At 63.9% G+C, this 18,758-nt stretch carries 17 protein-coding genes; 13 read left to right on the top strand and 4 right to left on the bottom strand.

From position 1 onward, the window contains the following. The first annotated feature begins 33 nt into the window (after positions 1-33). The 4 genes from D8767_RS15455 (at position 34) to D8767_RS15440 (ending at position 3,468) form a co-directional block, all read left to right on the top strand. Positions 34-1,086, top strand: a complete 1,053-nt coding sequence (locus D8767_RS15455) for a 3-keto-5-aminohexanoate cleavage protein (RefSeq protein ID WP_016715622.1) — start codon at positions 34-36, stop codon at positions 1,084-1,086. Between the two features lie 120 nt (positions 1,087-1,206). Beyond that, on the top strand, positions 1,207-2,487 hold the full coding sequence (locus D8767_RS15450) for an MFS transporter (RefSeq protein ID WP_016715621.1): 1,281 nt from the start codon (positions 1,207-1,209) through the stop codon (positions 2,485-2,487). Between the two features lie 4 nt (positions 2,488-2,491). Beyond that, a complete protein-coding gene (locus tag D8767_RS15445; RefSeq protein ID WP_016715620.1) occupies positions 2,492-3,145 on the top strand; it encodes a DsbA family oxidoreductase in 654 nt (217 codons plus the stop codon). Then, positions 3,142-3,468 (top strand): Rieske 2Fe-2S domain-containing protein, encoded by a 327-nt coding sequence (locus D8767_RS15440; RefSeq protein ID WP_026020371.1) that lies wholly within the window; start codon positions 3,142-3,144, stop codon positions 3,466-3,468. The genes D8767_RS15445 and D8767_RS15440 overlap by 4 nt, the downstream gene beginning before the upstream one ends. On the opposite strand, the gene D8767_RS15435 is transcribed toward D8767_RS15440, so the two are convergent. Next, positions 3,465-4,475 (bottom strand): AraC family transcriptional regulator, encoded by a 1,011-nt coding sequence (locus tag D8767_RS15435; RefSeq protein WP_016715618.1) that lies wholly within the window; start codon positions 4,473-4,475, stop codon positions 3,465-3,467. The genes D8767_RS15440 and D8767_RS15435 overlap by 4 nt on opposite strands. Before the next feature lie 194 nt (positions 4,476-4,669). On the opposite strand from D8767_RS15435, the gene D8767_RS15430 reads away from it, so the two are divergent. The 9 genes from D8767_RS15430 (at position 4,670) to D8767_RS15390 (ending at position 17,133) form a co-directional block, all read left to right on the top strand. Further along, the gene (locus tag D8767_RS15430) at positions 4,670-5,248 is read left to right on the top strand and encodes an alpha/beta hydrolase (protein ID WP_016715617.1); all 579 of its coding nucleotides are present in this window, start codon (positions 4,670-4,672) and stop codon (positions 5,246-5,248) included. Positions 5,249-5,322: 74 nt separating this feature from the next. Next, positions 5,323-7,278 (top strand): DUF1302 domain-containing protein, encoded by a 1,956-nt coding sequence (locus tag D8767_RS15425; protein WP_016715616.1) that lies wholly within the window; start codon positions 5,323-5,325, stop codon positions 7,276-7,278. Between the two features lie 38 nt (positions 7,279-7,316). Next, a complete protein-coding gene (locus tag D8767_RS15420) occupies positions 7,317-8,675 on the top strand; it encodes a DUF1329 domain-containing protein (RefSeq protein ID WP_016715615.1) in 1,359 nt (452 codons plus the stop codon). Positions 8,676-8,697: 22 nt separating this feature from the next. Next, positions 8,698-9,693: a YCF48-related protein gene (locus tag D8767_RS15415; protein WP_029380353.1), complete on the top strand. Its 996-nt coding sequence runs from the start codon at positions 8,698-8,700 to the stop codon at positions 9,691-9,693. Positions 9,694-9,708: 15 nt separating this feature from the next. Next, the gene (locus tag D8767_RS15410; RefSeq protein WP_016715613.1) at positions 9,709-12,174 is read left to right on the top strand and encodes an RND family transporter; all 2,466 of its coding nucleotides are present in this window, start codon (positions 9,709-9,711) and stop codon (positions 12,172-12,174) included. Next, positions 12,167-13,945, top strand: coding sequence for an acyl-CoA dehydrogenase C-terminal domain-containing protein (locus tag D8767_RS15405; RefSeq protein WP_016715612.1), 1,779 nt, complete (start codon positions 12,167-12,169; stop codon positions 13,943-13,945). The genes D8767_RS15410 and D8767_RS15405 overlap by 8 nt, the downstream gene beginning before the upstream one ends. An 11-nt stretch (positions 13,946-13,956) precedes the next feature. Next, positions 13,957-15,597: a fatty acid--CoA ligase gene (locus D8767_RS15400; protein WP_028698795.1), complete on the top strand. Its 1,641-nt coding sequence runs from the start codon at positions 13,957-13,959 to the stop codon at positions 15,595-15,597. Between the two features lie 162 nt (positions 15,598-15,759). Next, positions 15,760-16,560 (top strand): LPS biosynthesis protein, encoded by an 801-nt coding sequence (locus tag D8767_RS15395; RefSeq protein ID WP_016715611.1) that lies wholly within the window; start codon positions 15,760-15,762, stop codon positions 16,558-16,560. 72 nt (positions 16,561-16,632) lie between these two features. Beyond that, positions 16,633-17,133, top strand: a complete 501-nt coding sequence (locus D8767_RS15390) for a methylated-DNA--[protein]-cysteine S-methyltransferase (RefSeq protein ID WP_016715610.1) — start codon at positions 16,633-16,635, stop codon at positions 17,131-17,133. Between the two features lie 4 nt (positions 17,134-17,137). Here D8767_RS15390 and D8767_RS15385 read toward each other — a convergent pair whose 3' ends face one another. The 3 genes from D8767_RS15385 to D8767_RS15375 all read right to left on the bottom strand — a co-directional run bounded on the left by D8767_RS15385 (position 17,138) and on the right by D8767_RS15375 (position 18,711). Continuing rightward, the gene (locus D8767_RS15385; protein ID WP_016715609.1) at positions 17,138-17,380 is read right to left on the bottom strand and encodes a hypothetical protein; all 243 of its coding nucleotides are present in this window, start codon (positions 17,378-17,380) and stop codon (positions 17,138-17,140) included. Continuing rightward, entirely contained in the window at positions 17,377-18,120 is a 744-nt protein-coding gene (locus D8767_RS15380) for a carbon-nitrogen hydrolase family protein (RefSeq protein WP_016715608.1), read from the bottom strand. The genes D8767_RS15385 and D8767_RS15380 overlap by 4 nt, the downstream gene beginning before the upstream one ends. 75 nt (positions 18,121-18,195) lie before the next feature. Next, positions 18,196-18,711, bottom strand: coding sequence for a DUF3016 domain-containing protein (locus D8767_RS15375; protein WP_016715607.1), 516 nt, complete (start codon positions 18,709-18,711; stop codon positions 18,196-18,198). Between the last annotated feature and the right edge of the window lie 47 nt (positions 18,712-18,758).

Genomic DNA, 18,758 nt, shown 5'->3' with positions numbered 1-18,758 from the left:
CAACCGCACAATAACAATAGCGAGGACTACAGCATGCAATTCTTCGACGATTCGTTGCACCCGGAAAACATGGAAAAGGTGGTGATCACCGTGGCCCCCTATGGCCCGGAGTGGATGCCCGAAGACTTCCCTGAAGACATTCCGCTGACCATGGACGAGCAGGTGCAGAAGGCCGTCGACTGTTACGAGGCAGGCGCCACCGTGCTGCACTTGCATGTGCGCGAGCTGGACGGCAAAGGCTCCAAGCGCTTGTCCAAATTCAACGAGCTGATCGCCGGTGTGCGTGAGGCGGTTCCGGACATGATCATCCAGGTGGGTGGTTCTATTTCCTTCGCGCCGGAAGGCGAAGGCGAGGCGGCCAAATGGCTGTCGGACGACACCCGACACATGCTCGCCGAACTGACGCCGCGCCCCGACCAGGTCACCGTGGCGATCAACACCACGCAGATGAACATCATGGAGCTGTTGTACCCCGAGTACCTCGAAGGCACCTCGCTGGCCAGCCCCGCAATCCATGCAGCTTACAGCGAGATGACCGTGCCGGCTGGCCCGGCCTGGGTCCGCGAACACCTGCGCCGCCTACAGGCCAGCAATATCCAGCCGCATTTCCAGCTGACTGGCATGCATGCCCTGGAAACCCTTGAGCGCATTGTGCGCCGGGGTGACTACATGGGCCCGCTGAACCTGACCTGGATCGGCATTGGCGGCGGTTTCGACGGCCCCAACCCGTTCAACTTCTTCAATTTCATCCACCGCGCACCGGACGGCTGCACGTTGACCGCCGAGTCGTTGCTGAAGAACGTGCTGCCGTTCAACACCATGGCCTTGGCCATGGGCCTGCACCCGCGCTGTGGCAACGAAGACACCATCATCGACCAGCACGGCAAACGCTTCACCTCGGTGCAGCAGGTCCGGCAGACCGTGCGCGTGGCGCATGAACTGGGTCGCGAGATTGCCACTGGCAAAGAGGCCCGCGCCATTTACCGCATCGGCCAGCAGTACGACAGCATCGAGCAGACCCTGAAGGCCAACGGCATGGCGCCAAACCGCCTGTCGGGTGTGAAGGGGGTGCCGCAGCGTACCTGAAAGGCAGGCCCGACCCTTTCGCGGGCTTGCCCGCGAAGCGGCCCGCAAGAGCAACATCAGTTCTGGCTGTTACCCATAACAACAAAAACAACACCCAAGCCCTACACCCAAGGAGGCAACATGGCCACCTACCTCGCCAGCGCCGAAGACTCCGGTAGCGAATCCGCCCACAGCGTGCCCCGGCGTTATGCCTGGGTGGTCTTTGCCCTGACCTTTGGTCTGTTGATCTCCGACTACATGTCGCGCCAGGTACTCAACGCGGTGTTCCCGCTGCTCAAGGGCGAATGGGCGCTCAGTGACAGCCAATTGGGCCTGCTCAGCGGGATCGTCGCGCTGATGGTCGGCTTGCTGACGTTCCCGCTGTCACTGTTGGCCGACCGTTTCGGCCGGGTACGCAGCCTGGTGTTGATGGCGGTACTGTGGAGCCTGGCGACGCTCGGCTGCGCCTTGGCAGAAAATTACCCGCAAATGTTCATTGCGCGTTTTCTGGTCGGGGTCGGAGAGGCCGCTTACGGCAGTGTCGGCATTGCCGTGGTGGTCGCCGTGTTCCCCCGCGACATGCGCTCGACCCTGGCCGGGGCATTCATGGCCGGTGGCATGTTCGGCTCGGTGCTGGGCATGGCCCTGGGCGGCGTGTTGGCTCAGCACCTGGGTTGGCGCTGGGCATTCGCCGGCATGGCACTGTTCGGCCTGGTGCTGGCGATGCTGTACCCCATGATCGTCAAGGAAGTACGCATTGCGCCCAAGTGCGCGCAGCAGGCGCTGGGCAAGGTCAGCCGCCCGCTGCGCAGCTTGTACAGCAGCCGCTCGGTCATCGCCGCCTATATCGGCAGCGGCCTGCAGCTGTTTGTTGGCGGCACCTTGATTGTGTGGATGCCTAGCTACCTGAACCGCTATTACGCCATGGGCACTGACCGCGCCGGTGCGGTCGCCGCTGTCATCGTGTTGTGCAGCGGCGTCGGCATGATCGTCTGCGCCATGCTCTGCGACCGCCTGGGCCGGCAGCGCCCGGACCGCAAGATCAGCCTGGCCATCGGTTACTGCCTGGGCAGCTGCGTGCTGCTGAGCATGGCCTTCGCGTTGCCCGCTGGCACCGCACAACTGGTGCTGATCTGCCTGGGCATGATGATTGCCGCCGGCACCAACGGCCCGTCCAGTGCCATGGTTGCCAACCTTACCCACGCCTCGGTACATGGCACCGCTTTCGCCACCCTGACCCTGGCCAACAACCTGCTGGGCCTGGCGACCGGGCCGCTGATTACTGGCCGGGTATCCGACCTGATCGGCCTGCAGGCCGCATTACAGCTGGTACCGCTGACAAGCATCGCGGCGGCGGCTGTGTTCTTTTTCGCTAAACGTCATTACCACCGCGACATGGACTGTCTGCGCTCCAGGAGTTGAAACCGTGAAACAGCTGTTGTCCGTCGAGGTGTTCTTCGATTTTGTCTGCCCTTGGTGCCTGATTGGGCAGCGGCACCTGCAGGCGGCCCTTTTGTGGTTGCAACGTGAGCAACCTCAGGTAGAGGTGCAGGTGCACTGGCAGGGCGTGCAGTTGTTGCCTGGGCTGCCTGCCAACGGGGTGTCGTTCAGTACGTTTTACCTGCAACGCCTGGGCAGTGAACAAGCCGTACGCGAGCGCCAGGCCCAGGTGCGCGCCGCTGCCAGCGTGGTGGGCGAGGATATCGATTTCTCGCGCATACGCCGCATGCCCAATACCGGCAATGCTCACCGGTTGATGCAACGGGCCGGCAGCCTGCTCGGTGCACCGCAACAGGAGGCGTTGCTGGCGCAGTTGTTCATTGCCTATTTCCATCAGGGCCGTGACCTGGGGGACAGCGGCACCTTGCTCGGTATTGCCCAGAGCTGCGGGCTGCAGGCCGCACAAGTGGTCGACTGCCTGCGTGACGACGGTAGCCCGTTTCTCGATGGGGCAGGGCGCGCAGGCAGTGCCGTGCCGCGCTACCGCTTCAATCAGGGGCCGTTGATTGCAGGCGTGCGGCCGGCCGAGGCGCTGTTTGCGGCCATGAACGACGCCTTGCAGGAGGTGGTGCAGGCATGAAACGACGTATGGCACTGGCCCCCGATCAAGTACCCGAACGCAACGGGCGGGTGCTGTTGGACCTTGAAGGCCACAGTGTGGCCTTGTTCAACATTGCCGATTCGTTCTATGCCGTCGATGACAGTTGCCCGCACCAGGGGGCATCGCTGTGCGGTGGTCGCCTGGAGGGTCGCGTCATCCAGTGCTGTGCCCACGGGTTGCGTTTCGACCTGGCCAGCGGTTATCTGCAGAACTCCACCGCGCTCAAGCTGAACACGTACCCTGTCGAGCACGAGAAGGGTGAGGTGTTTATCGTCATCGATGAGCCCGCAACGGGCGGTTAATGCAACTGCCCATTGTGCTGTGCGCGCCAGTTTGCCGGCGGCATGCCGTACTGGGCAATGAACCAGCGGGTGAATGAGCTGGGCATCGAATAACCGAGCATGTCGGCAATGCGCCCCAGCGAATAGCTGGGGTTTTCCAGGTAGCGCATCACCAGGTCACGGCGCACGCTGTTGATCAGGTCCTTGAAGGTCAGCGCGTTCTCTTCCAGCCGCCGCTGCAGGGTGCGCACGTTCATGCCTTGGGTCTGCGCCACTTGCTCGATGGTGGCACGGCCCATGGGTAGCAGCAGGTAGATGGTCTTGCGTAGCTCCAGTTCCAGCGACGGCACGCCGCTGGCCGGCAGCGTGTCCAGGTAGCGCCGCGCCAGCCGGGCCATGGCCTCGTTGGCCTGCGGGCTGGCGCTGTCGAGGTCGGCGGCGGGGCAGACGATGCCATTGAATTCGCTACCGAACACCAGTGTGCAACCGAAAATGCGCCGGTGAATGGCGGGGTCGGCAGGGGCCGCGTGGGTGAAGTTGGCACTGATCGGGTGCCAATGGGCACCCAGCAGTGCCGCGCACAGGCGCATCATCACGCCGATGGCCAACTCGGTGGCCTGGCGGCTGCACGGCGCTCGCTCGTTGATCACCTCCTCACGAATAACCACGGTCTTGCCGGCTTCCTCGATATGGATGGCCAGCGCGTCGTTGAGCAGGTGGCGGTACTGCACGATCACTTGCAGCGCATCGCGCAGGTTGCGTTGGTGGCTGAGCAGCAGGCTGATTTCGCCGAAGTCCGACAACTGACGCAATTCGGCCATGCGCAAACCGAAACTTTCGCACTTCGTGGCGCTGGCAGAGGCCTCCAGCAAGCTGATGACGCTGGCCACCGGGATACGCCGGTTGGGGTCGTCGAGCAGCGCGGCGCTCAGGCCAACCTGTGCCAGCAGTGCATGGGGATTGAGGCCCAGGTGGCGGGACACTTCCAGGTAGTTGGTCAAACTGGCGGCACGGACTAGAGCAGGCATTTTTTATTGTTGTCCCTGAAGTACGGGGGTTGCAGGTCCACTGGTTTTATAGCGTGCGTGTCATCAATTGAAAAGCAAAGCCCTGTTTTGACCGTTGTCATCAAATGAAAAGCGCCTGACGCCCAATGTAAAGCACCCGGGGGGAGGCCTGTTTACTGTGACCTTCAAGCGCTACATCGCACATGAGGTTCACCGTGGAAAAATTGCAAACCACAGCCACCGTGCTGATTGTCCCTGGCCTGCGTGACCACGTCGCCGAACATTGGCAAACCCTGCTGGCCGGCCGCCTGGCCAAGGTGCGCAGCGTACCGCCGTTGCAGGTTGACGGCCTGTGTTGCAACGCCCGGGTCGAGGCGATCCAGCGCGAGCTCGATAAGCTCGAAGGTGAGGTAATCCTGGTCGCGCACAGCGCTGGCGTACTGATGGTCGCCCATTGGGCGGCACGCTACCGGCGGCCGATCAAGGGGGCTTTGCTGGCGGCCCCGCCAGACCTCAATGCCCACTGGCCGGCGCATTACCCAAGCCCGGCCAGCCTGGCCGAGAAGGGTTGGTCACCGCTTCCGCCGACGTCGCTGCCATTCCCAAGCATTGTCGCGGCCAGCAGTAACGACCACCTCGCCAGCTACGCCGCCGCCGGTGAACTGGCCCGGCGTTGGGGCAGCGAACTGGTTGGCCTGGGCGCTGTTGGCCACCTTAACCCGGCTTCCGGTTTCGGCCCTTGGCCGCTGGCCGAGGCCCTGATCCGCCGACTGGACGGCGCAAACCTGCAGTAACGCATGGACGCCCCAGCCACGCCCGCAGCAGACGGGCGGCGTAAAAAACAATAACAATACGTGGAGCCATCGTAATGCCAGAACACCGCATTCACCGTGCTGTGAAGCCACAGCGCTGCCTGCTTGCCTGTGCCATCGGCCTGCTCACGCTGCCTGCCGCCCAAGCCTTCGAAGTCGATACCGGCAACGAAGACTGGGCCGTGCGCTTCGACAATACCGTCAAGTACAACTACGGCGTGCGCACTGAAAGTGCCGACAAGCGCTTGCTGGGCACGCCCAACAGCAACGACGGCGACTACAACTTCCGCAAGGCGGGCACCAACGTCACCAACCGGGTCGACCTGCTGACCGAGCTGGACGTGGTGTACCAGGGCAACACCGGTTTTCGCGTCAGCACTGCCAGCTGGTACGACAAGGCCTACGACAACACCGGCTCCAACAGCAACCCGTTCGTCAACGGCAACGGTGACCAGTCAGGCATCAACCCCAGCCTCAATGGCATGCCGGGCACCGGCATGCCGCTGGGCAGTCCGCACCTGAGCAACTACGCCCAGCGTTACTACAGCGGCCCCTCGGGCGAAGTGCTGGATGCCTTCGTGTTCATGAGCCGTGACGTGGGCGAAGCATCACAGGTCAGCGCCAAGCTGGGCCAGCACAACCTGTTCTGGGGTGAAACCCTGCTCAACCCGGTGCATTCGTTGAGCTACGGCCAGTCCGGCCTGGACCTGGCCAAGCTGGCGGCATCGCCGGGCACCGAGGCCAAGGAGCTGTTCGTGCCCCGTAACCAGCTGTCCACTTCGTTTCTGGTCAATTCCGAGCTCACCCTGGGCGCTCAGTACTTCTTCGACTGGGACGCGGCCCGACTGCCCGAGGCGGGTACCTACTATGGCGGCTCCGACGTGGTAGGCGAGGGCGCGCAGAGCTTACTGCTGGGCCATACCGGCACCCCGGGGCTGATCCCGGTGCGTGGTGCGCTGACCACCCTGCGCCGTGGTCATGACCTTACCCCTGGCAAAAGCGGCGACTGGGGCGTCATGGCCAAGTGGTCGCCGGAGTGGCTGGGCGGCACCCTGGGTTTCTACTACCGCAAGACCTCCGAAATCCTGCCCCAGGCCTGGCTCGATGCGCGTGGCATGACCGTGGCCAACGGTCCGTTCGGCAACCCGCCGGGCAGCCGCCAGGGCGCGGTCGGCAACCTCTACAACTCACTGCAAAGCACCACCTACCAGTTCGCCTATGCCGACAACATCGACATCTACGGGCTGAGCCTGTCCAAGGATGTGGCGGGCATCAGCGTCGGCAGCGACTTGAACATCCGCCACAACATGCCGCTGGCGAGCATCCCGGCAATCGTCAGTGCCCCCGGCCAGGCAGGCCTGGGGGGCGGCTTCGGCCTGCTGCCGGCGCGCCTGCCCAGCAGCGGGGTGATCTACGACGTGCCCAAGGACGGCGACAGCCTGAGCGCCACTGGTGACACCCTGCACTTCACCCTCAACGGCCTGATGACCATCGGTGATACGCCGCTGTTCGACTCGGCAACCCTGCTCGGCGAGCTGTTCTACAGCAACCTGCTCAAGCTCGATGGCCACAACGAGGCCTTGTACAAAGGCAAGAGCAGCTACCGCGGTATCGACAAGGCCACCCGCGATAACTGGGGCATCGCCGTCAACTTCACCCCCACCTGGTACCAGGTGGTGCCGGGCATGGACCTGAGCATGCCGCTGTCGGTCAACGTTGGCATCGACGGTGTGTCGCCGGTGCAGGGCGGCGGTGCCGAAAACACCGGCAACTATGCGCTTGGCGTAAGCGCGGCGATCTACAACCAGTACTTCGTCGACCTCAAGTACGTCGACAGCTTCGGTGAGACCAAGGCCTGCAAGGATGGCCAGACCGACGGCAGCACCCCCAATGCCCTGGACGGCGAACAGGATTACACCTGCTACGGCGGCGGCTACGCCTCCTTCTCCGGTGGTGGTGCCACCACCGAGGACCGTGGCGCCCTGTACCTGACCGTCAAGACGACCTTCTGACTCATGTTTCCTACCGCCTACACAGGAAGACAACCATCATGAATTTCGTACGTACCCTGCTGGCCTCGTGCCTGTCGCTGGCCGCGCTCAACGCCGCCCAAGCCGCTGTTTCCTCTGATCAGGCTGCCCGCCTGGGCACCAACCTGACCGCCATCGGTGCCGAAAAGGCCGGCAATGCCGACGGTTCGATCCCGGCTTACCAGGGTGGCCTGCAGACACCGCCTGCCAACTTCCAGAGCGGTGCCAGCATGCGCCCCGACCCGTTTGCCAGCGACAAGCCGCTGCTGGTCATCGATGGCAAGAACGCCGACCAGTACAAGGGCCAGCTGACTGCCACCACCCTGGAACTGCTCAAGCGCTATCCCAGTTACCGTGTCGACGTGTACCCGACTCATCGCAGCGTAGCGCTGCCGCAGGCGGTGCTAGACAACACCCGCAAAAACGCCACCGCTGCCAAAAGCCTGGAGGGTGGCACGGCGGTGGACAACGTGCTGCCCGGCATCCCGTTCCCCATTCCGCAAAACGGCGCCGAGGCCATGTGGAACTTCCTGCTGCGCTACCAGGGCGTGAGCATGACCGCCAAGTACGACTCATGGAACGTCGATGCCGCCGGCAAAGCGTCACTGTCGACCACCGGCCAGGCCAATATCAGCTACCCGATCTACGAGGACATGGCCAAGCCGATCGGTGCCAAGGACACCTATTACCAGATGAAGCTGGTGTACACCGGGCCCGCGCGCCGTGCCGGCGAAGCCATGATGCTGCGCGATGCCGCCAACCCGCTGGAGCAGCCGCGCAGCGCCTGGCAGTACCTGCCGGGGCAGCGCCGGGTCAAGCTGGCACCCAACCTGGCCTACGACACGCCCAACCCGGGCACGTCGGGCTCGGGCACCTACGATGACGTGTTCGTCTTCAATGGCGCCCTGGACCGCTACGACTGGACCTTGGTCGGCAAGCAGGAGATGTACGTGCCTTACAACACTTACCCGCTCACCTATAACACCGACGTCAAGCAACTGATCACCCCCAACCACCTGGCCCCGCAGTTCGTGCGCTGGGAAAAGCACCGCGTGTGGGTGGTGGAGGGCAAGCTCAAGGACGGCGCACGCCACATCTATCACAAGCGCCGCTTCTACCTTGACGAAGACAGCTGGATCGCCCTGGCCTCGGACCAGTACGACGCCCGTGGCCAGCTTTATCGCGGCTCGTTCGCCTTCCTCACCCAGAGCTACGACAAACAGACCCCGGACGCCACGCCTTTCATGATCTACGACCTGATCGGCGGCACCTACAACCTCAACGGCGTGGTGGGTGCCTACGGCGGTATCCGCTACATCGACCCATTGTCGAAAACCCAGTGGTCGCCCGAGTCGCTGGCCGGCAATGGCATTCGCTGAGCGCACGGAGCAGAGGTTGCCAATGTCTGTCTTCAAACGATGCAGCGTAGTGATGCTGGCCCTGGCGGCGCTGCAGGGCACGGCGCAGGCCGCGCCCTTCACCGACGTGCTGGAGGTGCCCGCCATGCCCAGTGCCCTGGCCAGCAGCAGCGCCCTGCGTGACGTGACCTTGGCCGGGCCGCGCCTGGTCGCGGTCGGCCCGCGCGGGCACATCCTGTATTCCGATGACCACGGCGCACACTGGCAGCAAGCCCAGGTGCCCGTCAGCGCCGACCTGAATGGGGTGAGCTTTGCTACGCCCGAACTGGGCTGGGCGGTCGGCCACGACGGTGTGGTGCTGCACAGCCGCGATGGTGGCGTGCACTGGCACAAACAGCTGGATGGCCGCGCGCTGGCCGAGCAGTTGCCTGCGGCGGCCACCGATAATGCCTTGCTCGACGTGTGGTTCAGCGATGCCCGCAACGGCTATGCGGTGGGGGTGTTCAACCTGTTGTTGCGCACCACCGACGGCGGCGAGCACTGGCAACCCTGGCTCGACCACAGCGACAACCCGCAAGGCCTGCACCTGACCAGCCTGGCGGCGGTGGGTGACGACCTGTACATCACCGGCGAGCAGGGCCTGCTGCTGAAGTGGAGCGGCGCACGCTTCAGCCGCGTCGACACGCCCTATGCCGGCACCCTGTTCGGCGCCGTCGGCAAACCCGGCGTGCTGCTGGTCTACGGCCTGCGCGGCCACGCCTACCGCAGCACCGATGGCGGCCAGCAGTGGCAGCCGGTGAATACGGGTATCAACACCAGCCTCACCGCCGCCGGCGTCGACCGTAACGGCCAGCTGTGGCTGGCCAGCCAGGCCGGCGACCTGCTGCTCAGTCGGGATGACGGTGCCAGCTTCAGCCAGGTGCCGCAAAGCGCCCGTGGCCCGGTGACCGCGCTCGTCAGCGACACCGGCAACGGCCTGGTGCTGGTGGGCGAGCGGGGCGTGCGCAACCAGGCCGGTAACCCCACGCAACACCCATAACAAGAGAAGACCCTGATGGCCGCTACCCGCCAAGATACCCTTCCGGTAATCCGCAACCTTGCCGACTTCGATCCACATTCGGGCAACGGCCTGGAACGCCTTGTGTTCAACCACCGCCTGCCATTTCTGCTGTGCATGCTGGTGGCGACGCTGGTGCTGGGCTTCATGGCGCTGACCCGCCTGGAACTGCGCCCCAGCTTCGACAAGATGCTGCCGCAGAGCCACCCCTACATTCAGCATTACCTGGAAAACCGCGCCTCGTTGCGCGGCCTGGGCAATGCGGTGCGGGTAGTGGTAGAGCACACTCAGGGCGACATTTTCGACCCGGGCTACCTGCAGACCCTGCGTCACATCAACGACGAGCTGTTCCTCAGCCAGGGGGTGGACCGGGCCTGGGTGAAGTCGCTGTGGAGCCCGGCGGTGCGCTGGACCGAGGTCACCGAGGAAGGCTTCCAGGGTGGTCCGGTCATGCCTGACGGCTATCAGGGCGCGGCCGGTGACATCGAACAGCTACGGCAGAACATCGAACGTGCCAACATCGTCGGCAGTCTGGTGGCGCGCGACTTCAAGTCGAGCATGCTGGTGGTGCCGCTGCTCGACCAGGATTCAGCCACCGGCAAAGGCCTGGACTACCATGCCTTTTCGCAAAAGCTCGAACAGCTGCGCAGCCAGTACCAGGCCAGCGGCCAGTACCGTATTCATGTGATTGGCTTCGCCAAGCTGATGGGCGACCTGATCGACGGCTTGATCGAGGTGATGGCGTTCTTTGCACTGGCGGTGTTGACCAGCCTGGTGATCATCTACTGCTATACCCGCTGTATACGCAGCACCTTGCTGGTGGTGCTGTGTTCGCTGACGGCGGTGGTATGGCAACTGGGTATCGTCGCCTGGCTGGGCTATGCCATCGACCCGTATTCGATCCTGGTGCCCTTCCTGATCTTTGCCATCGGCGTGTCGCATGCGGCGCAGAAGATGAACGGCATCCTTCAGGACATCGGTCGCGGTACCCATCGGCAGATCGCCGCTCGCTATACCTTCCGTCGCCTGTTCGTGGCCGGGGTGACCGCCTTGCTGGCCGATGCCGTGGGCTTTGCCGTGCTGATGATCATCGATATTCCGGTGATTCAGGACCTGGCGATTACCGCCAGCATTGGCGTGGCAGTGCTGATCTTTACCTCATTGCTGTTGATGCCGGTGGCCCTGTCCTATGTCGGGGTAGGCCGCAAGGCCGCCGACCGGGCGCTGCGTATCGATGCCCGCGCGGCTCGGCACCGTGGCTTCGGTCGGCTGTGGGACCTGCTCGACCGCTTCACTGAACGCAAATGGGCCAGCGCCGCTGTGCTGACAGCCCTTGCCTTGGCCGCCCTGGGCATCTGGGGCAGCTTGCATCTGAAAATCGGCGACCTCGACAGTGGCGCCCCCGAGCTTCGCGCTGATTCGCGCTACAACCTCGACAATGCCTACATCACCCAGCATTACGCACTGTCCAGCGACACCTTCGCGGTCATGGTCAAGACCGCTCCCGAAGGCTGCCTGAAGTACCCGACCTTGATTCTTGCCGACCGCCTCGCCTGGGAGCTGCAGCAACTGCCGGGTGTGCAGACCACTGTGTCGCTGGCCAACGCTGTGCGCCAGATCACCGCTGGTACCTACGAAGGCAACCCACGGCTGAACAGTCTGCAGCGTAACCAGGACGTGCTCAATTACGCCGCCCAGCAGGCTTCGGTCAACGCCCCGGAGCTGTTCAACAACGACTGCTCGCTGATGCCGGTGATCGCCTACCTCAAAGACCATCGCGCCGATACGCTGGCCGAGGTGGCTGCCGTGGCCGAACGCTTTGCCCAGGCCAACAGCAGTGCCGAGCACCAGTTCCTGCTGGCCGCCGGCAGCGCCGGTATCGAGGCCGCCACCAACGTGGTGGTACGCGAGGCCAACCACCGTATGCTGTTGCTGGTGTACCTGGCGGTCACGTTGTTCTGCCTGGTCACCTTCCGCAGCTGGCGCGCAACGCTGGTGGCGATCCTGCCGCTGATACTCACCTCGGTGCTGTGCGAGGCGCTGATGGTGGCCATGGGGATTGGCGTCAAGGTTGCCACTTTGCCGGTGATCGCCCTTGGCGTGGGCATTGGCGTGGACTATGCGCTGTACCTGCTTAGCGTGCAGCTGCACTACCAGCGCGCCGGGCTGAGCCTGGCTCAGGCCTACCAGAACGCCGTGGCGTTCACCGGCCGGGTGGTAGGGCTGGTCGGCATTACCCTGGCTGCCGGTGTGGTTGGCTGGGCCTGGTCGCCCATCAAGTTCCAGGCCGACATGGGCCTGCTGCTGACCTTCATGTTCCTGTGGAACATGCTCGGCGCGCTGGTGCTGATACCCGCGCTGTCGCACTTCCTCCTGCGTGGTCAGGGCACCCCGGCGGCTGCCGAAACCCGGGCCGTAGCACTTTCGCAAACCCAAGAAACCGAGTGTTCGCCTCATGTCTGATTACCTTCCGCCACTGCGCGACATGGATTTTCTGTTCAACGACGTGTTCGACATCCCCGCCTGGTGGGCGCAAACGCCCGCATTGGCCGACGTGGTCGATGGCGACACTGCCCGGGCCATATTCGAGCAGGCCGGCAAACTGATTGCCGAGCAGGTGGCGCCGCTCAACCGCAGTGGCGACGAGCAGGGATGCCGTTGGGAAGCTGGCCTGGTTCGGACGCCCGACGGTTTCGCCGATGCCTACCGGGCATTCGCCGCTGACGGCTGGGTCGGGGTGGCCGGTGCACCAGAATATGGCGGCATGGGCATGCCGAAAGTGATCGGCGCCCAGCTCGAAGAAATGCTCAATGCCGCCAACCTGTCATTCGGCCTGTACCCAATGTTGACGGCCGGCGCCTGCCTGGCACTGCTGAACCATGCCAGCGAGGCGTTGAAGGCGCTGTACCTGCCGCCGATGTACCAAGGGCGTTGGAGCGGATCGATGTGCCTGACCGAGCCCCACGCCGGTACCGACCTGGGCCTGATCCGCACCCGCGCCGAGCCCGTTGCTGATGGCGGCTACCGCATCAGCGGCACGAAGATTTTCATCACCGGCGGCGAGCAGGACCTGACCGAGAACATCATCCATCTGGTGCTGGCGAGGCTGCCGGATGCCCCTGCTGGCCCCAAAGGTATCTCGCTGTTCCTGGTACCCAAAGTGCTGGTTGGCGCCGACGGCACATTGGGCCAGGCCAATGCGGTGGGCTGCGGCTCGATCGAGCACAAGATGGGCATCAAGGCGTCGGCAACCTGCGTGATGAACTTTGACGGTGCCATCGGCTACCTGGTCGGTGAGCCGAACAAGGGGCTCAATGCGATGTTCACCATGATGAACTACGAGCGCCTCGGCGTGGGTATCCAAGGCCTGGCCTTGGGCGAGCGTTCGTATCAGGGGGCCATCGCCTATGCTCGCGATCGCCAGCAAGGCCGCGCACCGACGGGGGCTGAAGAGCCGGCGCAGCATGCCGACCCGATTATTGTCCACCCGGACGTACGCCGCATGCTGATGACCATGAAAGCGCTGAACGAAGGTGGTCGGGCATTTTCCACCTACGTGGCATTGCAGCTGGACCTGGCCAAATACAGCGGCGACCCGGTTGCGCGCGCGCAGGCCGATGCCAAGGTGGCGTTGCTCACGCCGGTGGCCAAGGCCTTCCTCACCGACATGGGGCTGGAGGCCACCGTTCACGGCCAGCAGGTGCTGGGTGGCCACGGCTATATCCGTGAATGGGGCCAGGAGCAGTTGATCCGCGACTGCCGCATTACCCAGATCTACGAAGGCACCAATGGCATTCAGGCCCTCGACCTGGTGGGGCGCAAACTGTTTGCCGATGGTGGCGAGGCGTACCTTGCTGTGTCCGCTGAACTCACCACCTTTGCCGAGGCGCTGCCGGCCGCATGTGCCGAGTTCAGCGCACCGTTGCTCGCTGCCGTGCGCAACCTTGACGAACTCAGTGCCTGGCTGCTCGACCGTGCCCAAGGCAACCCGCGCGAGCTTGGCGCGGCGGCGGTCGAGTACCTGCAGGTGTTTGGCTACACCTTCTACGCCTACCTGTGGGCACGCATGGCCGTGGTGTGCCAGCGCCAAGCGGCATCGGAGCCGTTCCACGTGAGCAAGCTCGGTACCGCGCGCTTCTACTTTGCACGCCTGCTGCCGCGCATCCATTCGCTCAGTGCCAGTGTCAGGGCCGGCAGCGACAGCCTGTACCTGCTCGAGGCCGGGCAACTGTGATGGCCGCGAACATGACCTCGACCCGCATCATGCCTGCGGCCGAGCAGGCGTATGCCTACCCGCTGCTGATCAAGCGCCTGCTGCTGTCGGGCGTGCGCTACCAGCCCAACCAGGAAATCGTGTACGCCGACCAGCTGCGCTACACCTACACGACGTTGCTGGCGCGCATTCAGCGACTGGCCAATGCGCTCACCGCCGCCGGGGTGAAACCCGGCGATACCGTGGCCTTGCTCGACTGGGACAGCCATCGCGCACTGGAGTGTTTCTTTGCCGTACCGATGCTGGGGGCGGTGCTGCATACGGTAAATGTGCGGCTGTCCACCGAGCAGGTGCGCTATACCATGAACCATGCCGAGGACCGGTGGGTGCTGGTGCATGACGACTTCCTGCCGCTGATGCAGCAGCTACAGGCCGACCTGCCGACAGTCGATGGCTTCATCCGCCTCAGCGATGGCGCCCCCGCCGCGCAGGTGGTACCTATGCTGGGCGAGTATGAAGCCATGCTGGCGGCTGCCGAGCCCCAGTTCGAATTCCCGGACTTCGACGAGAATTCCCTGGCCACGCTGTTCTATACCAGCGGTACCACCGGCAACCCCAAAGGCGTTTACTTCAGCCACCGGCAACTGGTGCTGCACACCTTGGTCGAGCAGGGCACCCTGGCCGCGTGCGGCGACGTACCGCTGCTGCGAACGGGCGATGTGTACATGCCGATCACGCCCATGTTCCACGTACATGCCTGGGGCGTGCCCTATGTGGCCACCGCGCTGGGTATCAAGCAGGTCTACCCCGGGCGCTACGAGCCCAATCGCCTGGTGCGCCTTTATCGCGACGAGGGTGTGACCTTCTCCCATTGTGTGCCCACGGTGCTGCAGATGATGCTCGACAGCGAGCAAGGGCGCTGCACCGACCTGGCTGGCTGGAAGATGCTGCTGGGCGGCAGCGCGTTGACCTTGGGCCTGGCCCAGCGAGCCAGCGAGCGGGGCATCAGCGTGCATTGTGGCTATGGCATGTCGGAAAGCTGCCCGCTGCTGAGCATCACCCACCTGAGCGCCGACCTGCTGGCACAACCCATGGCGCAACAACTGCCTCTGCGCATCGATGCCGGCGTGCCGATTGCTTTGGTGGACCTGCGTATCGTCGACAATGAGGGCAGGGCGGTGCCGCACGATGGCGAAAGCCTGGGCGAAGTGGTGGTGCGTGCGCCGTGGCTCACCCAGGGCTACCTGCACGAACCGGAGCAAGGCGCGGCGCTGTGGCTGGGGGGCTGGATGCACACCGGTGACCTGGCCTGCATCGACGCAGCCGGCGTGGTGCGCATCCGTGACCGGATCAAGGATGTGATCAAGACCGGTGGCGAGTGGGTGAGCTCGGTGGCGCTGGAAAACCTCATCAGCCAGCACCCGTCCGTCGCCTCGGTGGCGGTCATCGGTATTCCTGACCCACAGTGGGGGGAACAACCGTTGGCGCTGGTGGTCTGTTGTGACGGTGTGCAACTGGACCAGCCAGCATTGGCCAGGCACCTGCAGCCGTATGTCGACAGCGGGCACCTGAACAAATGGGCGATACCACGGCAGCTTCGTTGTGTGGACGAGATCCCCAGGACCAGTGTCGGCAAGATCGACAAGAAGCGCATTCGCCAGGCTGAAATCTAGGTTTGGCGTGCGACTTTCAGGGGCGCAAAGCGCCCCAAATCCCCGCCAGGCAAGGGAACGGCGGTTTGCTCATGTTTAGCCAGGTAAAGTTAGGTAAAAGCGGCCACGGCATATACACGGATCAGTATTGTGGTTTGTACTGTTCGGTCAAAGATGCCAAAGATGAACACACTTCCGTCGCAGCCAAGCGCTGAACGCGGGGCGTTCTCCAGTTTCGAGGCGTGTCGCAACACCCAGCAGGGCCCCGTGGTGATCCTTGCCTCCGGCGCTTCTGCCAGGCATTTTCCGTTGGGCGAGTTCGCACATTTGCCCATCATTGCCATGAACGGCTCGGTCGCCATGACCGCCGAACACGGTATCCACCCCTTCTTCTACGTGTGCACCGACAAAAGCTTTAGCCAGCAGCAGCCGGCCTTGTTTGCCACTGCCTTGCGCGACAGCGAACGCTTGGCACTCTGGCCCGAGCAATACGAAGGTGCCGATGTGCCGGCCAGTACCGAGTGTTATGCCCTGCACAAAGCCGACACACCGGGCCTGCTGGACGGTTTGCGCGGCCATGGTGACAGTTGCGTGTGCAACCGCGCGCTGTGGAGCAAGCGCAGCCGCTCGATTGCCTTCAGCAAAGACCTGACACATGGTTTTTTCGATGCCCGCACAGTGGCCTATGTGGCCTTGCAGCTGGCGTATCACCTGGGCTTTGAAGAAGTGCTGCTGGTCGGGGTGGACCTGGACCAGACCGTGGGGCGCTTCTATGAAAACGGGCAGGGCCAGTGTTCGCCGTGCGGGCTCGACCAGCACTGGGACAGCCGCATCCTGCCGTCGCTGACGCTGATGGCGCGGGAGGTGGTGAGCGCGCATTTTCACGTCTACAACCTGTCGGCCACCTCACGTATCCCCGCCGAACTGATCCCCAAGGTCAACCTCAACGAAGCGCGGCGGATTGCCGGTTGTGCCATTACCTGAGCAAGAAAGCGGATGCGCACGGGGCTGTGGATGCGTACAGTGCGCCCATCGCAAACAGGCAGGTTCACGCTTATGTCCAGCGCATTCACCCTCATGCAGTCGCCCGTCGGCACCTTGACCCTGGTGGCGCGCGGCGAATGCCTGGCAGCCGTATTGTGGGAAGAGGAGCGGGAAAACCGCGTTCGCCTCGGCGAGGTGTACCGTGACGACCAGTGCCCGGTGCTGCGGGAAACTGCACGACAGCTGGGTGAGTACTTTGCGGGTAAGCGGCAGCGCTTCGAATTGGCGCTGGATTTTGCCGGCACCGAGTTCCAGCGCCAGGTATGGGCCGCGTTACTGGCGATACCCTTCGGTGAAACCCGCAGCTACAGTGACATCGCCCGGCAGATCGGCAACCCCGACGCGGTGCGCGCAGTAGGCGCCGCCAACGGCCGCAACCCGATTTCGATCATCGCACCGTGCCACCGCGTGATCGGTGCTTCAGGCAGCCTTACCGGCTTTGCCGGCGGCCTGGCGGCCAAGCAGTACCTGCTGGCGCTGGAGGGCCGGCAAAGCCTGGCACTGGACCTGTAATGCGTCAGCGGAACCAGCTGGCGACCACGCAGGCCAGTATGGCCAACACCGACCCGGCCATCAGGGTGTAGTGCCGGTGGGCCCGCCGTGCATGGGGCTTGACCTCGCGCAGGTACTCGCCGGGTGTCGGCGCGTCCGGCCTATGGCGTAAGCCTTCGGCCACATCGGCAAGCTGGCCCTGGATGAGCAGGCCGACCAGGTAGTAGGTGCAGGCGTAGCTCAGCAACGCCAGTAACAGGTAGATCATGCCGGGCGTAGGTCCAAAGGCAGGGCCACGGCGCTGGTGTTGCCAGTGTCCAGCAGGATCAGCCCTTCAATGCGGTCATCCAGGCTCGCCAGCAAGCATCCCTGGCTGTCCCACGCCGCCGAGCCGCCAGCGCCGATGAACGTGTCGGCCGGCCCCACGCAGTTGGCCATCAGCACCGGCATGCCCAGTTCACGCGCCACTGCCGGGTAATGCAAGTAGCCTTCGCGGATGCCCTTGGCGGTTTTCGCCACACTGACCAGATACAGGTCGGCGCCGTGCTCGCGGGCGGCGGCAGCGTGGGCCATGAACATCGACTCGTAGCAGATTGCCGGTGCCACTCGGTGCTCACCGACCTGCAGCAGCAATGCCTGATCGCCCGGGGTAAAGTAAGGCAGCTCGTCTTCATGAAGGCGCCGTTTGGCATAGGCCTGGCGCGCAGCCATGGGGCTAAGAATCGGCATGCCGATGCGGATACCTTCGGGTGTCGGCAACGGCAAGCCAGCCGCAATGGTGATGCCCAAGCGGTCACAGGCGGCTTGCAGCGGGTCCAGCCGTGCGGAGCTGACCGGCAGGGCGGCCTGGCGCGCCAGGGTGGGCTCGTAGCCCGTCAGCGAGAGTTCGGGGAAGACCACCAGCTCGGCACCCAGTGCCGCCGCCTGCTCGATGCAGGCCAGGTGACGTTGGACGTTGCCTGGTACATCGCCCTTGAGCGACGCCAGTTGTACGGCACACAGTTTCATCTAAACCCTTCCCTGGTAAAGGTTGAAGGGCCGAGCATACTACCGGCACCAACACCTGTACCAGTGAAGGGTTTTTCAGGTTGCCGGGTGCGCGGCGAAGCGTTGGCGGAACCAGTCGTCGAGCATGGCCTTCTCGGCATACAGGCGGTCGTTGCTGCTGGCGACCCGGCCCGGGCGGCTGAGGTACATCTTGTCGCTGACCCGTTCCTCCGCTTGCCGGGCGGGTTTGCCTGGCTGGTTGAGGGTGTAGGTCAGGTCAATCGTCGGCCAGGTGATCTCGCGCATGAAGCGCACATCGTAGGCCTGGCTGTGCCAAGGCTCGAAGCGCCCGGCCAGGTCGATGTCGCGGATGTCGATGACCAGTTGCTGGCCCGGTTGCAGGTAGCGTTGGCCGAGCTTCTGCAAGTACTGGGTGAGGGTTTTCATCACATAGTCATCGGTGCCACGCTCATAACCGTGGCTGTCCAGGCTGGCATCGCGGAATTTTTCCGGGTGGTCGAAACGCACCTCGACCTGCGCGGGCGGGGCTCCTTGTGCCATGCTGTCCAGTGACAGCGCCATGAGCACGGCACACACGAGGGCGGTACGCATGATGCACCTTCGGGGTAGAGTGGGAGTGCTTCCATTTTACGCCTGCC

Origin of the sequence: Pseudomonas sp. LTGT-11-2Z (assembly GCF_003691445.1) — a bacterium.
Taxonomy (GTDB): Bacteria; Pseudomonadota; Gammaproteobacteria; order Pseudomonadales; family Pseudomonadaceae; genus Aquipseudomonas; species Aquipseudomonas monteilii.
The sequence above is the reverse complement of the archived record's forward strand: the minus strand, read 5'-3'. Positions and strand labels throughout refer to the sequence as shown.

Excerpts from the sequence above, each read along its gene's own strand:
- D8767_RS15420 (WP_016715615.1), top strand. The coding sequence starts at position 7,317 with ATGAATTTCGTACGTACCCTGCTGGCCTCGTGCCTGTCGCTGGCCGCG.
- D8767_RS15380 (WP_016715608.1), bottom strand. The coding sequence starts at position 18,120 with ATGAAACTGTGTGCCGTACAACTGGCGTCGCTCAAGGGCGATGTACCA.
- D8767_RS15385 (WP_016715609.1), bottom strand. The coding sequence starts at position 17,380 with ATGATCTACCTGTTACTGGCGTTGCTGAGCTACGCCTGCACCTACTAC.
- D8767_RS15425 (WP_016715616.1), top strand. The coding sequence starts at position 5,323 with ATGCCAGAACACCGCATTCACCGTGCTGTGAAGCCACAGCGCTGCCTG.
- D8767_RS15390 (WP_016715610.1), top strand. The coding sequence starts at position 16,633 with ATGTCCAGCGCATTCACCCTCATGCAGTCGCCCGTCGGCACCTTGACC.
- D8767_RS15375 (WP_016715607.1), bottom strand. The coding sequence starts at position 18,711 with ATGCGTACCGCCCTCGTGTGTGCCGTGCTCATGGCGCTGTCACTGGAC.
- D8767_RS15405 (WP_016715612.1), top strand. The coding sequence starts at position 12,167 with ATGTCTGATTACCTTCCGCCACTGCGCGACATGGATTTTCTGTTCAAC.
- D8767_RS15410 (WP_016715613.1), top strand. The coding sequence starts at position 9,709 with ATGGCCGCTACCCGCCAAGATACCCTTCCGGTAATCCGCAACCTTGCC.
- D8767_RS15455 (WP_016715622.1), top strand. The coding sequence starts at position 34 with ATGCAATTCTTCGACGATTCGTTGCACCCGGAAAACATGGAAAAGGTG.
- D8767_RS15450 (WP_016715621.1), top strand. The coding sequence starts at position 1,207 with ATGGCCACCTACCTCGCCAGCGCCGAAGACTCCGGTAGCGAATCCGCC.
- D8767_RS15440 (WP_026020371.1), top strand. The coding sequence starts at position 3,142 with ATGAAACGACGTATGGCACTGGCCCCCGATCAAGTACCCGAACGCAAC.
- D8767_RS15400 (WP_028698795.1), top strand. The coding sequence starts at position 13,957 with ATGACCTCGACCCGCATCATGCCTGCGGCCGAGCAGGCGTATGCCTAC.
- D8767_RS15415 (WP_029380353.1), top strand. The coding sequence starts at position 8,698 with ATGTCTGTCTTCAAACGATGCAGCGTAGTGATGCTGGCCCTGGCGGCG.
- D8767_RS15435 (WP_016715618.1), bottom strand. The coding sequence starts at position 4,475 with ATGCCTGCTCTAGTCCGTGCCGCCAGTTTGACCAACTACCTGGAAGTG.
- D8767_RS15395 (WP_016715611.1), top strand. The coding sequence starts at position 15,760 with ATGAACACACTTCCGTCGCAGCCAAGCGCTGAACGCGGGGCGTTCTCC.